This window comes from Arthrobacter burdickii, from assembly GCF_030433645.1.
In the GTDB taxonomy this organism is placed as follows: domain Bacteria; phylum Actinomycetota; class Actinomycetes; order Actinomycetales; family Micrococcaceae; genus Arthrobacter_D; species Arthrobacter_D burdickii.
The window spans coordinates 737,782-751,708 of record NZ_JAROCG010000001.1; the positions used below are offsets into that span (position 1 = coordinate 737,782).

General features: G+C 66.8%; 11 protein-coding genes, 1 pseudogene and 1 riboswitch. Of the genes and pseudogenes, 5 read left to right on the top strand and 7 right to left on the bottom strand.

Translation table 11 applies throughout. The features are described from left to right. Window positions 1-18: 18 nt before the first annotated feature. The 4 genes and pseudogenes from P5G52_RS03365 to P5G52_RS03380 all read right to left on the bottom strand — a co-directional run. A complete protein-coding gene (locus P5G52_RS03365; RefSeq protein ID WP_301224671.1) occupies window positions 19-879 on the bottom strand; it encodes a carbohydrate ABC transporter permease in 861 nt (286 codons plus the stop codon). 124 nt (window positions 880-1,003) lie between these two features. Continuing rightward, window positions 1,004-1,969 carry an ABC transporter permease gene (locus P5G52_RS03370; RefSeq protein ID WP_301224673.1) on the bottom strand — a complete coding sequence of 322 codons (966 nt, stop codon included), beginning with the start codon at window positions 1,967-1,969 and terminating at the stop codon, window positions 1,004-1,006. Next, window positions 1,966-2,976, bottom strand: a complete 1,011-nt coding sequence (locus P5G52_RS03375; protein ID WP_301224675.1) for a LacI family DNA-binding transcriptional regulator — start codon at window positions 2,974-2,976, stop codon at window positions 1,966-1,968. Before P5G52_RS03375 ends, P5G52_RS03370 begins: the two co-directional genes overlap by 4 nt. A 68-nt stretch (window positions 2,977-3,044) precedes the next feature. After that, a pseudogene (locus tag P5G52_RS03380) lies at window positions 3,045-3,400 on the bottom strand (PDDEXK nuclease domain-containing protein); the annotation flags it as partial. Window positions 3,401-3,653: 253 nt separating this feature from the next. On the opposite strand from P5G52_RS03380, the gene P5G52_RS03385 reads away from it, so the two are divergent. Beyond that, window positions 3,654-3,956, top strand: a complete 303-nt coding sequence (locus P5G52_RS03385) for a DUF4193 domain-containing protein (protein ID WP_301224677.1) — start codon at window positions 3,654-3,656, stop codon at window positions 3,954-3,956. A 107-nt stretch (window positions 3,957-4,063) separates the two neighbouring features. On the opposite strand, the gene P5G52_RS03390 is transcribed toward P5G52_RS03385, so the two are convergent. From P5G52_RS03390 to P5G52_RS03400, 3 genes are all read right to left on the bottom strand, one after another. Continuing rightward, the gene (locus tag P5G52_RS03390) at window positions 4,064-5,008 is read right to left on the bottom strand and encodes an SMP-30/gluconolactonase/LRE family protein (RefSeq protein WP_301224679.1); all 945 of its coding nucleotides are present in this window, start codon (window positions 5,006-5,008) and stop codon (window positions 4,064-4,066) included. A gap of 9 nt (window positions 5,009-5,017) precedes the next feature. Continuing rightward, on the bottom strand, window positions 5,018-6,049 hold the full coding sequence (locus P5G52_RS03395) for an LLM class flavin-dependent oxidoreductase (RefSeq protein ID WP_301224681.1): 1,032 nt from the start codon (window positions 6,047-6,049) through the stop codon (window positions 5,018-5,020). A 112-nt stretch (window positions 6,050-6,161) separates the two neighbouring features. Beyond that, window positions 6,162-7,211, bottom strand: coding sequence for an SGNH/GDSL hydrolase family protein (locus P5G52_RS03400; protein ID WP_301224683.1), 1,050 nt, complete (start codon window positions 7,209-7,211; stop codon window positions 6,162-6,164). Window positions 7,212-7,426: 215 nt separating this feature from the next. Continuing rightward, a riboswitch (glycine riboswitch) is annotated at window positions 7,427-7,528 on the top strand. 154 nt (window positions 7,529-7,682) lie between these two features. On the opposite strand from P5G52_RS03400, the gene gcvP reads away from it, so the two are divergent. The 4 genes from gcvP to P5G52_RS03420 are packed head-to-tail and all read left to right on the top strand — an operon-like array spanning window position 7,683 to window position 13,906. Next, window positions 7,683-10,577, top strand: a complete 2,895-nt coding sequence (gcvP, locus tag P5G52_RS03405) for an aminomethyl-transferring glycine dehydrogenase (RefSeq protein ID WP_301224685.1) — start codon at window positions 7,683-7,685, stop codon at window positions 10,575-10,577. A gap of 9 nt (window positions 10,578-10,586) precedes the next feature. Then, on the top strand, window positions 10,587-11,720 hold the full coding sequence (gcvT, locus tag P5G52_RS03410; RefSeq protein ID WP_301224687.1) for a glycine cleavage system aminomethyltransferase GcvT: 1,134 nt from the start codon (window positions 10,587-10,589) through the stop codon (window positions 11,718-11,720). Then, a complete protein-coding gene (locus tag P5G52_RS03415) occupies window positions 11,717-13,090 on the top strand; it encodes an L-serine ammonia-lyase (protein WP_301224689.1) in 1,374 nt (457 codons plus the stop codon). The genes gcvT and P5G52_RS03415 overlap by 4 nt, the downstream gene beginning before the upstream one ends. A gap of 6 nt (window positions 13,091-13,096) precedes the next feature. Further along, on the top strand, window positions 13,097-13,906 hold the full coding sequence (locus tag P5G52_RS03420; protein WP_301224691.1) for a methylenetetrahydrofolate reductase: 810 nt from the start codon (window positions 13,097-13,099) through the stop codon (window positions 13,904-13,906). The last annotated feature ends 21 nt before the right edge of the window (window positions 13,907-13,927 follow it).

Sequence of the window (13,927 nt, forward strand, 5' to 3'; positions counted from 1 at the left end):
GTGCGGAAGGATTTGTTGTCAGCTTTTGACGGCGCCGAGGAGGGCGCCCTTGGTGAAGTGCTTTTGCATGAAGGGAAGAATGATGAGCAGTGGGAGGCTGGAGATGACGATCATTCCGTACTTGATCAGTTCGCCCAGGCGTTGGGCTGCCGCATAGGAATCCAACCCTGCGGTTCCTCCGCTGGAGGTTACTTCCGACTGGATGAGTACGTTGCGGAGGACGAGCTGAAGGGGGTACTTGCTTTCGTCGTCGAGGTAGATGAGGGCGTCGAAGAACGCGTTCCAGTTCGCTACCAGGTGGATCATGATCATGAGGAAGATCAGTGGTTTCGACAGCGGAAGAACTATCTGGAAGAAGAATCGGAAGTCATTTGCTCCATCGAGTTGGGCCGCTTCTCGAAGCTCCCCGGGCACGTTGTTCTCGAAGAACGCCCGGGCGATGATGAGGTTCCAGACTCCGACGGCTCCGGGCAGAATGACGGCCCAGGTCGTATCGAGCATGCCGAGGTCGCGAACCACCAGGTACCGGGCGATCAGCCCGCCGTCGATGAACATCGTGATGATGAACAGGAGCATGAAGAAGGTGCGCCCGTACAGGTCCTTACGAGACAGGGCGTACGCTCCGCACAGGATCGAGATGACACTGATCGCAGTACCGAGCGCCGTGTAGAGCACCGAATTCGCGAAGCCCCTCCAGATCGTCGAGTCCGCGAAGATCCTCGAGTATCCCTCCGTTGTGAAACCACGGGGCCAGAGCCAAACGTTGCCGTTCAGGATCTCGGCCGGCTCGCTGAAGGACGCGATGACGATGAAGTAGAGCGGGTAGAGGATAGCGACGATCGCGACGAGAAGGGTGCCGATAGCGACTGTGTTGAACACCGGGTCAGCCAGCTGACCGCGCCGCACCCTATTCCGCCGTAACCGTGCGGGAGGCTTTGCCGACGCCGTAGCCGGGCTCTGCGTCATTGATGGGGGAGTTGAGGTTGTGTGGGTCATGGCGTCATCACCAGAGGCTCGATTGTCCTGCACGCCTGGCAATCCAGTTGAACGTGAGCAGCAGGACAAGGTTGATTAGGGAGTTGAACAGACCGATAGCGGCCGAGTAGCTGAACTGCGCTTGTTGCAGGCCCGCCTTATAGACGTAGGTCTGGATGACTTCCGAGGTGGGCAGGTTCAGGTCGGTTTGCATGAGAAGCACCTTTTCGAACCCGAGATTGAACAGATTGCCGATAGCAAGAATGAACAAGATGGTGATGACCGGCAGGATGCCCGGAATATCGATGTGCTTGATGCGCTGCCACTTGGAGGCGCCATCGACGCGAGCAGCCTCATGCAGTGCCGGATCAATCGCCGTCAACGCAGCGAGATAAACAATCATCGAGAATCCCGCGTTCTGCCAGATATCCGAACCGATATACAGGGGCCTGAACCAGTCGGGGGAGCCCATGAAGAAAATCGGCTCGCTCCCGAGGGCGACGAGGGCATTATTGACGATTCCCGAACGCGGCGAGAACAGGAGGTGGATCATGCCTACGACGACAACCACCGATATGAACGAGGGCGAGTACAGCACGGTCTGCGCGAACTTCTTGAAACGCTCGCTCTGTAGCTGATTGACGATCAGCGCCAAGACAATCGGGACAGGAAACGCGATCAGCAACCCCAGCGCGTTCACGGTCAGAGTATTGGCCAGAAGACGCTCGAACTGGAACGACGTGACGAACCGAGAGAAGTGCTCTAGACCCACCCAGGGGCTGCCGGCAAATCCGTCGGCCGGGTTGTAGTTACGGAAGGCGATCTGAGCGCCATACATGGGCCAGTACTTGAAAACGAGGACCAGCAGTGTGGCCGGAGCAAGTAATACGTATAACTGCCAACTTCGCTTCATCCTCTTCACGTGTGAAGCGATGCCCCCTCGAGGAGGGTGCGAACGTGCGTTCCGGGTCTCGCGGGTGGTTTGAGTTGTCATGCTGGCACCTTTGCCTTCGCCACGGATCCACGGTGGATCAGTGAGCACTCGACGGGATTCTTTCGGGGCCTTTCCAAATCGTTGGAGAGGAGGAGTTCAACGGCCTTTCTGGCCATTCGTTCGTAGGGCAGCTCGATGGTTGTCAGCCCCGGATCGAGATAGGGCGCAACCATCGCATGGTTGTCGAAGCCGACAATAGAGCAGTCGTCGGGAACGCTCAGGCCTGCGGCCTCCAGTGCACGGTAGGCGCCCCAAGCGGTGCGGTCGTTGCCGCAGAAGATTGCGGTGGGGTGCTCAGTGCCGCGCAGTAGGTCGGTCGTTATCTCCAGCCCGTCCTCCACGGTGCCGGTGCCATACCGCACCAGTTCCGAAGGTGCAGCGATACCTGCCTCGACCAGGGCTCGTCGGTATCCGGCCAGCCGTCCGATGCCCGCGGGAAGGTCACTGGTCGCATCCTGGATGTTGATCATCGCGATACGGCTGTGGCCGGCCTCAATGAGATGGCGTGTTGCTGTGTAGCCACCAAGCTCTTCGTCAGGGAAGACGCTGGGCACTTCGCCGGAACGATCCTGGGCGTTCACGACGACCGTAGGGATGCCTGCCAGGCCCTTGGGCACCTCGACCATCCGGTGGTACATCGATGCGTAGACAACTCCGCGAACCCGGTACGACAACATCATGTCGATCGCTGCGGCTTCGAGGTCGGGCTCCCTGAAGGTATCCACGCTGAGGATCACGTTGCCCGTTTCCCAGGCGAGTAATTGAGCCCCCTTGAGTAGATCGCCGGCGAAAGGAGCGCTGGCTACCTCGTCGGAGATGAAGCCGATCATGCCGGACTCGCCGCTGCGCAGGGATTTAGCAAAAGCGTTGGTACGGTAACCAAGCTCCCGTACCGCATCGAGCACCCGGGTGCGGGTCGCATCGGCCACGCGACTGCCAGGCACGTTGTTCAATACGAGAGAGACAGTTGCCTGAGAGACGCCCGCCCGCTCAGCGACCTGCCACATTGTGGGGGTCTGCGACTTGGGTCCCACTATCTCCACCTCCTCGTGTCGGTTAATCGTATGACTAGAAGTTAGACGATCACTGCAATGAGGTCAAGAGGGTGGAGACGTACTCTCCGAACGCCCTGCGGACCTTGGTGGTTTGTAGCTGCAAGGAGATGTAGCCACCGTGGCACTTGAAACCAGGGCGCAGACGATGCACCCATAACGGTGTGGGCCTCGCGGTGAAGCCTGTCGTAGACCAGGGCGATGTAGAAGTTCAGCTTGCTGGCGTATTCGGCCTGGAACTTGCCGGTCTTGAGTTCGACGACGTAGCGCAGTGCTCGACGTGGAAGAACAGCAGGTCGACATAGAAATCGTCGCCCTCGACCTCGAGGTGCACCTGCCGGCCGACGAACGCGAACTCAGGACCAAGTTCTCGGAGGTTGCCACAGACCCCATCCTGCGAGGACCATCCCCACTAGCGTGCGGAGTCATGGAGTCGTCGCCGAGCCCCTGATCAACACCATGGCGGCGCCAGCACGCACGAAGTGCACAAGCCGTGTTGTCGGTTTGCTCGAACAATGCACCTGCATCTCGCCGGATAGTCCAGTAATCGGCTGCCAGCGCAACTGGATATGACGCCACGCGTGCGCATGTACCCTGTTGCGACACCCCCACAACGATAGGACTGAGACACCATGGCAACGGACTACGACGAGCCCCGCGTCCGCCCCGAAGACCAGCCGGCCAACGAATCGCTCGAAGCGATCCAGGCCCAGCGCAGCACCACCACGCAGACCGCCGTCATCGACGTCGAAGACAGCGACACCGCCGAGGGCTTCGACCTGCCAGGCGCAATCCTCGAGGAAGAACTCCTCGTGCAGGTCATCCCCGTCCAGGAAGACGAGTTCACCTGCATGTCATGCTTCCTCGTGCACCACCGGACCCAACTTGCGCGCGAGAAGAACGGCGACAAGTACTGCGCCGAGTGCGAAGGCTGACCACCGGCCGGCCGGTGTCGGGTCAGCGGCGGCCGAACGTGCAGCGGGATGTCACCCCAGGATCTTGGCGGTAGCACCACGATGAGCGATAGCGGGCACGCGACTTCCTAGGCAACCGCTGCCTCGCGCGCCACATGGATGGCGTCGCGGGTCGTGGTGCGGATGCGGTAGAGGCTGGAAGTGGCCGCAATGTAGAGGGTGCGGCCGTCGTCGCCGCCGAAGCACAGGTTGCCGATCTTCTCCGGCACCGCGATCCGCAGGATCCGCTCACCGGAGGGCGCGAAGACCTGGACGGCATCCAGGCTCGAGCTCCACACGTTGCCGTGCTCGTCGACGCGGATCCCGTCCGGCAACCCGGGCGAGACCTCGGTGAAGACCCTGCCGTTCTTCGCGTGCCGACCTCCATAGACGTCGTAGGCGTGGATCGCGTGGCCGGCCGGCCGGTCCGGGTCCACCTCGCCGCTCGCTGGGGAGGCGGATGAGTCCGTGACGTAGAGGGTTCGTTCATCCGGGGAGAACGCGAGCCCGTTGGGGGCTTCGACATCCATCACGACGGGCACGATCGAACCGTTGCTCGGATCGAAACGGAACACGTACCGGTCCCCGTACTCCTCCTCGCCGGCGTGCCCCTCTTCGGGCCGCATGATCCCGTAGGACGGGTCGCTGAACCAGATGGTGCCGTCGGACTTCACGACGACGTCGTTGGGCGAATTCAGCCGTACGTCGCCGAACCGATCGACCAGCGTGTGCGGCGCCGGGCCCTCGCCCGGCCGTACGGCGGTGTCGCGCTGGAGGGCGCGGCGGCCGTGGGAGCACTCGACGACGTTCCCGTCGAGGTCGAGGGTGCGTCCGTTGGTGAATTCGGCATCGTCGTCGAAGACCGTCAGGTCACCCGTCTCTTCACTGAATTCGACGATCCGATTGCTGTGGATGTCGCTGAAGCGGACGCAGCGGCGCTGAGGCAGCCACACCGGTCCTTCCGCCCAGACAGCACCGGTGGCGACCCGCTGAAGCGCAGCGCCCTGCTCGAGAAGAGGTGATGAAGCCGTCATGAGCAGATCCTAGGCGAGCATCTCCCGGACCATCGGGATGACCTTCGTGCCGTAGAGCTCGATGCTGTGCATGAGTTTCTCGTGCGGCAGGGGACCGGCGCTGTACTTCATATCGAAGCGGTCGATCCCGAGGGTCTGCGCCGTCGCCGCGATCTTCCGTGCCACCGTCTCGGGGGATCCGACGTAGAGGGAGCCGAAGTCCGCCTCCTGGTCGAACTCCACGCGCGTCGTCGGGCCCCAGCCGCGCTCGCTGCCGATGCGGTCGCGCATGATCCGGTTGTCCGGCCACAGTTCCTCGCGGGCCTGCTCGTCGGAGTCGGCGATGTAGCCGGGAGAGTGGACGCCGATGGGCAGCGTCGGCTGGCCCAGCTGCGTCAGCGCCCGGTGGTACAGGTCCACGTAGGGGGCGAACCGCGCAGGGTCGCCGCCGATGATCGCGAGCATGAGGGGCATACCGTAGCGGGCGGCCCGCACCACGGATTCGGGACTGCCGCCGACGCCGATCCAGGTCTTCAGGCGGCCGCCCTCGGTCTTGGGATACACCTCGTGGTTGTCCAGGCCGGGACGGGTGGTGCCGGACCAGGTGACCGGGCCCTCCTTGATCAGCTCGGAGAAGAGGTCGAGCTTCTCCTCGAAGAGGCGCTCGTAGTCGGAGAGGTCGTAGCCGAAGAGCGGGAAGGATTCCGTGAAGGACCCGCGGCCCAGGATGACCTCGGCGCGGCCGTTGGAGGCGGCGTCGAGCGTGGCGAACCGCTGGTACACGCGCACCGGGTCGTCCGAGCTGAGGACCGTCACGGCCGAGCCGAGCCGGATGCGCTTCGTCTGCCCTGCGATGGCGGCGAGGACGGTCTCGGGCGCGGAGACGGCGAAGTCGTCCCGGTGGTGCTCACCGACACCGATGAAGTCGACGCCGACCTCGTCGGCGAGGACGGCCTCGGCGATCACATTGCGGATGACCTGCGGGTAGGGGACGGGGTTGCCGTCCTGCCCGCGCGTGACATCACCGAAGGTGTCGAGTCCGAGTTCCAGTTCGCGTGCCATGGTGTCGCTCCCGTGCTTGGTGTTCCGACCCGCGTCGGGCCTGCTAGGAGAACCGGCCCGCCGTCGGGGTTATTCCATGCAAACGTATGAATCTCAACTACCCGCCGTCGTGTTACCCCTGCCGTCCGCAGTTCTGCCGGACCTCCGCCGCGCGGTCGGCGCGATCGATGCTCGCGGGATCGGCGAGGTCGACGCCGGCCCGCGCCGCTGCAGCCCGTGCCGCCGGGCTCTTCAGGTCCGGCGCCACGAATTTCTTCGGTGTGATCCTCGCGTCCTCCGCCGCATAGCCCTGCTGCTGCTGTGTGAACGCAGGGGCCGACAGCTCTGCGGACTGCACGGTCGCCTGCGTGACACCGACACGGACTCCGGTGAGGGAAGCGCTGAGCAGCGGCACGTATCCCGAGGCATGCCCTGTCCTGTTCGGGTGGTAGGACTCCGACGTCGGACTCGAGAGCCCGTTGAGCCATTCGACGTTGTCGCATACCGCGTGGCCCACGAAGGGGACGGTGGGGTTGCCGAAGGTGAAGCCGGCCGCGGCTGCCGCCGTCGCCGTCGTGCGATTGAGCAGGTCCGCGGTGGCGTTCAGCCGCGCTTCCTCGGTGGGCGAGAACCAGGTGCCCGCATTGCAGTCCTCCCCGTTGAAGAGCCGCGGGTACCCGGCGATCGTCACGGAGGCCTGCGGCGCGCGCGCGCGGATCTGCGCGTACAGCGACGAGAGGCTGGCCGGCAGCTGGTTGACGATGAAGGCCTGGGCGCGGTCGATGGCGGCGTTGCAGTTGCTCATCCAGGCCGGCTTCGCGCACTCCGTGAGGACGGGGACGAAGGAGGCGTCATTCCCGCCGACGCTCAGCGAGACGTAGGACGTCGTGGGGGTCAGGGCACCGAGCTGCGTCGCGACGACGTCGGGGACCGTCGCCCCCGAGCAGGCACGGAAGTTGAGGGCGTAGCCCCTGGCGCTGGCGATGAGCGAGGGATACGCGTAGACCGAGCGCTGGCAGGAGGTCCCGTCCGCAAGGTACGAGCGAGTGCCCGTCCCCGAGGAGTAGGAGTCGCCGAGGGCGACGTAGGACGCACCCGCCGCGCTTGCAGGCGGCGCTGGCACCATGACGGCGGCTACCAGCGCCAGGGCGGCGGCGGCCGAGCGGAGGCGGGGAATCGGCATTGAGACTCCAGATGCTCGAGAAGCGTGTAGATCCACGGTAGTCCGGCTGTCCCGCCCGCGACAGGACCTCGGAGGGAGGGTTCCGCAACCCTTCCCGGGTGCCGGTGCAGGGGCTATTGTTCAGCCGCAGACTGGGCTATCTTTGCCTCCGATCCGCCCGGCGCGGTAAGCTGTGTGGCGGCTCACACGCCGCACATCCCAACTGAATATGCCACTGATCTGCAGCGGGAGAGTCCTCCCGTCGACACAAAACCGGTAGGCGCCGTAGGAGCAAATCCTCCCCAGGAATCTCTCAGGCCCAGTACCGCTGCGGATAGGCAACTCTGGAAAGCAGCATCGGGCACGCCCGACGCTCACCGACGGTGCAAGCAGGCGCGGAGCCCTGCGGAAACTCTCAGGTCCCACACAGAGCGGGGAGGAACCCGACCAGGCACGCGCTACCGCGCTCCCTTCTGACGTACGGAGTTCCCCATGACCGCCTCGCTCGACTCCCGGCCCGGCACCGCACAGGATGCCGCATCCGGCGCCGCATCCACCTTCGCCGACCGCCACATCGGCCCACGCACCCCCGACGCCGCCCGCATGCTCGAGGTCCTCGGCTACCCGAGCCTGGAGAAGCTCGTGGACATGGCGGTTCCCGCCAGCATCCGCCTCGACCGTGCGCTGGACCTGCCGGCTGCCCTCAGCGAGACCGAGGTGCTGGCGCAACTGCGGCGCATCGCGGGCCGCAACCGCACCGCCGTCCAGATGATCGGCCAGGGCTATTTCGACACCGTCACGCCCCCGGTGATCCGCCGCAACGTGCTGGAGTCGCCCGCCTGGTACACGGCCTACACGCCCTACCAGCCGGAGATCTCCCAGGGCCGGCTCGAGGCCCTCCTGAACTTCCAGACGATGGTGCAGGACCTCACGGCCCTCGACATCGCGAACGCCTCGCTGCTCGACGAAGCCTCCGCCGTCGCCGAGGCCGTCCTCCTCATGCGCCGCTCCGGCAAGAACAAGGGCCGCACGGTCATCGACGCCGACGCCCTCCCGCAGACCGTCGCCGTCGTGCGCGGCCGCGCCGAGGCGCTCGGATTCGACGTCGAGATCGTGGATCTCTCCGCCGGCCTGCCCGACGGCGACATCAACGGCGTCGTCCTGCAGCAGCCCGGCGCCTCGGGCGCGCTGCGCAACCACGCAGCCGTCATCAGCGCGGCCAAGGAGCGCGGCGCACTGGTCACGGTCGCCGCCGATCTCCTGTCCCTGACGCTCATCACGGCTCCGGGCGAGCAGGGCGCGGACATCGCCGTCGGCTCCGCCCAGCGTTTCGGCGTGCCCCTCTTCTTCGGCGGCCCCCACGCCGCATACATGGCGGTGCGCAAGGGCCTCGAGCGCATGCTGCCGGGCCGCCTCGTGGGCGTCTCGAAGGACGCCGACGGCGCACCCGCCTACCGCCTGGCACTGCAGACCCGCGAGCAGCACATCCGCCGCGAGAAGGCCACGAGCAACATCTGCACCGCCCAGGCGCTGCTGGCGATCGTCGCCTCCATGTACGCCGTGTACCACGGCCCCGAGGGGCTGACGGCGATCGCGCGCACCACCCACCAGCGGGCCGTCGACCTGGCCACCGCCCTCGAGGGTTCCGCTGCCGCCGTCGTGCACGACGCGTTCTTCGACACCCTCCTGGTCCGCGTTCCGGGCAAGGCCGCCGAGTACGCCGACAAGGCCGAGGCGCAGGGCTACAACCTCCGCCGCGTCGACGCCGACCACCTCGGCATCTCCTGCGACGAGACGACCACTCCCGAGCACATCGCCGCTGTCGCCGCGGTCTTCGGCGGCACGACCGAAGGATCCGCGGCTGTCCGGGACAGGATCCCCGCGGACCTGCACCGGACCTCCGATTTCCTGACGCACCCGGTCTTCTCGCTGCACCGCTCGGAGACAGCGATGCTCCGCTACCTGCGCAGGCTCTCGGACAAGGACCTCGCCCTGGACCGCACCATGATCCCGCTGGGCTCCTGCACCATGAAGCTCAACGCGACCGTCGAGATGGAGTCCATCTCCTGGCCGGAGTTCGCCTCGATCCACCCCTTCGCCCCCGAGCACCAGACCGAGGGCTGGCGTGAGCTGATCACGGACCTCGAGGAGCGCCTCGCCGAGATCACCGGCTACGACCGCGTATCCCTGCAGCCCAACGCCGGTTCCCAGGGCGAGCTGGCGGGCCTGCTCGCCATCCGCGGCTACCACCGCTCACGGGGTGACGAGAACCGCACCGTCTGCCTCATCCCGTCCTCCGCGCACGGTACGAACGCCGCCTCCGCCGTCCTCGCCGGGATGAAGGTCGTGGTGGTCGGTACCGCCGCGAACGGCAACATCGACCACGACGACCTGCTCGCCAAGATCGAGCAGCACGCGGAGAACCTCTCCGCCATCATGATCACCTACCCCTCGACGCACGGCGTGTTCGAGGAGGACGTCCGCTGGGTCTGCGAGAAGGTGCACGGCGCCGGCGGCCAGGTCTACATCGACGGCGCCAACCTGAACGCCCTCGTGGGCCTCGCGCAGCCCGGTGAGTTCGGCGGCGACGTCTCCCACCTGAACCTGCACAAGACCTTCTGCATCCCCCACGGCGGCGGTGGACCCGGCGTCGGCCCCGTGGCCGTGGCCGCGCACCTCGCCCCGTTCCTGCCCGGGGACGCCAACCGGGACATCGCGACCGACGGCGGACCGGATGCCGCGGGCGGCACTCCCGTCTCAGGGTCGATGTACGGTTCGGCCGGTGTCCTGCCCATCTCCTGGGCCTACATCGCGCTCATGGGCTCGGAAGGGCTCACCAGCGCGACGGCGCATGCGCTGCTCGCCGCCAACTACGTCGCCGCACGCCTGACCGAGCACTTCCCCGTGCTCTACACGGGCGTCCAGGGCCTCGTGGCACACGAATGCATCCTGGACCTCCGCCCGCTGACGGCCGCCACCGGCGTCACCGCGGAGGACGTCGCCAAGCGCCTCATCGACTACGGCTTCCACGCCCCCACGCTGTCCTTCCCCGTGGCGGGCACCCTGATGGTCGAGCCCACGGAGTCCGAGGACCTCGCCGAGCTGGACCGCTTCATCTCGGCGATGATCGCGATCAAGGGCGAGATCGACCGCGTCGCGGCCGGTGAGTTCAGCATCGAGGAGAGCCCGCTGCGCCAGGCGCCCCACACCGCGCAGGTGCTCGTCCGCGACGAGTGGACGCAGGCCTACCCGCGCGAGCTCGCGGCCTACCCGCTGCGCTCGCTGCGCCACGACAAGTACTTCCCGCCGGTGCGCAGGATCGACGGCGCCCACGGCGACCGCAACCTGATCTGCTCCTGCCCGCCCATCGAAGCCTTCGAAGACTAGGAACCCCACGTGAGCGAGCAGAGCAAGCACACCGCCCTGTACACCCAGCACCAGGCGCACGGCGCGTCCTTCACGGACTTCGGCGGCTGGCAGATGCCCCTGAAGTACCGCAGCGAGCTGGAGGAACACCACACCGTCCGGAACGCCGCGGGCCTCTTCGATCTGTCCCACATGGGCGAGGTCCTCGTGAGCGGACCGCAGGCAGCACAGTTCCTGAACTACGCCCTGGTCAGCAACCTCGCGGTTCTCGCCGTGGGCAAGGCCAAGTACTCGCTGATCTGCAACGCCGAGGGCGGCGTGATCGATGACCTCATCACGTACCGCCTCGCCGAGGACTCCTTCCTCGTGGTGCCCAACGCCTCCAACGCGCCCGTCGTCGCCGAGGAACTGCGCCTCCGCGCCAAGGGCTTCGACGTCGCCGTGGAGGACCAGTCCGAGGCCACCGCCCTCATCGCCGTGCAGGGACCGACGGCCGAAGCCGTCCTCCTCGACCTCGCGCGCCCGGAGGACGCCGGCATCATCCGCGAGTTGAAGTACTACGCCGCGGTCGAGCTCGAGCTCGCTGGTGTTCCCGTGCTCCTCGCCCGGACGGGCTACACCGGTGAGGACGGCTTCGAGATCTTCATCGGCAGCAATCTGGCAGTGCGCCTCTGGGATGCCGCACTGCAGGCCGGAGGCCCGCACGGGCTGCTGCCCTGTGGTCTCGCAGCGCGCGACTCGCTGCGCCTCGAGGCCGGGATGCCCCTGTACGGGCATGAGCTCGGCCTCGACACCAGCCCCTTCGAGGCCGGCCTCGGGCCCGTGGTCAGCACCAAGAAGGCCGAGGACTTCGTGGGACGCTCCGTGCTCGAACCGCTGAAGGCCGTCGAGCCGGTACGGCGCCTGGTCGGTCTCCGGGCCGTCGGACGACGGTCCGCACGGGCCGGGTACGACATCGTCGCCGACGGCAGGACCGTCGGCACCGTAACGTCCGGCCTGCCGAGCCCCACCCTGGGCTACCCGGTGGCACTCGCCTACGTCGAGTCGGCGTACGCCGCCGTCGGCACCGAGGTCCAGGTGGACCTCCGCGGACGGCCCGAACCGTTCACGGTGATCGCCACGCCGTTCTACAAGCGCGCGAAGCCCACCGGGGCATCCCAGTGACGATCAGCGCCTTCGACCTGTTCAAGATCGGCATCGGGCCCTCGAGTTCGCACACGGGTGGACCGATGACGGCGGCCTACCTCTTCACGGAAGTACTGCGCACCGGGAACCTGCTGGCCGACGTGCAGCGCGTGCAGGTGGACCTCTTCGGATCGCTCGGATCCACCGGCCACGGGCACGGCACGGTCAAGGCCGTGCTGCTCGGGCTCGAGGGAGAGCGGCCGCACCTGGTGGATCCGACGTCCGCGGACGCCCGCATCACACGCATCGGCGAGGTCGGATCGCTGAACCTCGCGGGTGGGCATCCGATTCCGTTCCAGCCCGAGACGGACGTCATCCTGCACCGCCGCAAGCGCCTCGACTACCACACCAACGGCATGCGCTTCTCGGCATATTCCGCCGCAGGGGATGTTATTCAGACGAGGGAATACTTCTCGGTGGGTGGGGGATTCGTTCTCGACGAGGACCAGATCGGCTCGGAGACGGCGGCCCTCAAGCCCGTTCCGGTGTCGCACCCCTTCGGCACGGCCGACCAGTTGCTGGAGATCTGCCGGACCACCGGGTGGTCCTTCTCCGACGTCGTCCTGGCCAATGAACTGGCCTGGCGTACCGAGGACGAGGTGCGCGCGGGGCTGCTCGAGATCTGGGACGTCATGCAGGACACCATCCGGCGCGGGACGACGACGGGTGGGATCCTGCCCGGCGGACTGAAGGTCCGGCGCCGGGCGGAACGGCAGCGGCAGCTGCTGGAGAAGGCCGACGACCCGAACGACCGCCTCGGCACCATGGAGTGGGTCACCCTCTTCGCCCTAGCCGTCAACGAGGAGAACGCAGCGGGCGGGCGCGTGGTGACGGCGCCGACCAACGGGGCTGCGGGCATCATCCCCGCGGTCCTGAAGTACTACGTGGACTTCGTCCCGGGCGCCGACGACGACGGCGTCGTCCGGTTCCTGCTCGCCGCCACGGCGATCGGCTCGCTCTTCAAGAAGAACGCGTCGATCTCCGGGGCCGAGGTGGGCTGCCAGGGTGAGGTGGGCTCCGCCTGCGCCATGGCCGCCGGAGCGCTGGCCGAGGTCCTGGGCGGGACCCCGGAGCAGGTCGAGAACGCCGCGGAGATCGGGATCGAGCACAACCTTGGCCTGACCTGCGACCCCGTGGGTGGCCTCGTCCAGATCCCCTGCATCGAGCGGAACGCCGTCGGCGCGATGAAGGCCATCACCGCGGCGCGCATGGCCGTGCGCGGCGACGGTCAGCACCACGTCTCGCTCGACGTCGCCATCAAGACCATGCGGGACACCGGCGCGGACATGATGGACAAGTACAAGGAGACCGCGCGCGGTGGGCTCGCCCTGAACGTGGTGGAGTGCTGACAGCGCGTGGCTGACCTGCCGGTCCGGATAGAAGTGATTCCGGGGGATGACCTGGTGGAGCGGCTGCGGGCGCACGTGCCCGCGCCCGCCGTCGTGACCGTCACCTGCCTTCCGCACCACGGGCCGCGCCAGGCCGTGGGTGTGGCGGTGGACCTGGCCCGCGCCGGGTACACGGCCGTTCCGCACCTGGCAGCCCGGTCGGTGACCGGCCGGGCGGAGCTGGCCGGCTACGTGGCGCAGTGCACCGATGCGGGTATTACGGACGTGTTCGTGGTGGGCGGCGACGCAGCGGACGCGGCGGGACCCTACGCGTGGAGTGGCGCGCTCATGGAGGACGTCGCGGACCTGTCCGGGGGAGTGCTCCGCATGGGCATCGCCGTGTACCCGGAGGGGCACCCGGGGACCGCGGAGGAGGAACTGGCGAGGACGCTGGCGGCCAAGCAGGAGCTGGCCTCCTGGTGCGTCACCCAGCTCTGCTTCTCCCCGGACATCCTCCGGGCCTTCCCCTCGAAGCTGCGGCTCGACGGCATCACCCTGCCCGTCTGGGCGGGGATCCCGGGCCCCGTGAGGATCTACCGGCTGCTCCGCCTCGCCGGCCGGATCGGCGTGGGCCAGTCCCTCGGCTTCCTGAAGCGCTCTGCCGGCGGTGCAGACACCGGATCCGTGGTGAGGCAGTTGCTCTCGTCGGCCTCCTACGATCCGGCACCGCTGGTGGATGCGCTGCACGGCGCCGGATACGAGGGATTGCACCTGTACAGCTTCAACGACCTCGCCGAGTTGGCCGCATCGGACCTGGCCGGGGCCATCAGGTCCTGACCGTTATGCGCGGGAACTGCA

Coding starts and splice junctions, on each gene's coding strand:
- P5G52_RS03370 (WP_301224673.1), bottom strand. CDS start 1,969: ATGACAACTCAAACCACCCGCGAGACCCGGAACGCACGTTCGCACCCT.
- P5G52_RS03375 (WP_301224675.1), bottom strand. CDS start 2,976: ATGTGGCAGGTCGCTGAGCGGGCGGGCGTCTCTCAGGCAACTGTCTCT.
- P5G52_RS03385 (WP_301224677.1), top strand. CDS start 3,654: ATGGCAACGGACTACGACGAGCCCCGCGTCCGCCCCGAAGACCAGCCG.
- P5G52_RS03390 (WP_301224679.1), bottom strand. CDS start 5,008: ATGACGGCTTCATCACCTCTTCTCGAGCAGGGCGCTGCGCTTCAGCGG.
- P5G52_RS03395 (WP_301224681.1), bottom strand. CDS start 6,049: ATGGCACGCGAACTGGAACTCGGACTCGACACCTTCGGTGATGTCACG.
- P5G52_RS03400 (WP_301224683.1), bottom strand. CDS start 7,211: ATGCCGATTCCCCGCCTCCGCTCGGCCGCCGCCGCCCTGGCGCTGGTA.
- gcvP (WP_301224685.1), top strand. CDS start 7,683: ATGACCGCCTCGCTCGACTCCCGGCCCGGCACCGCACAGGATGCCGCA.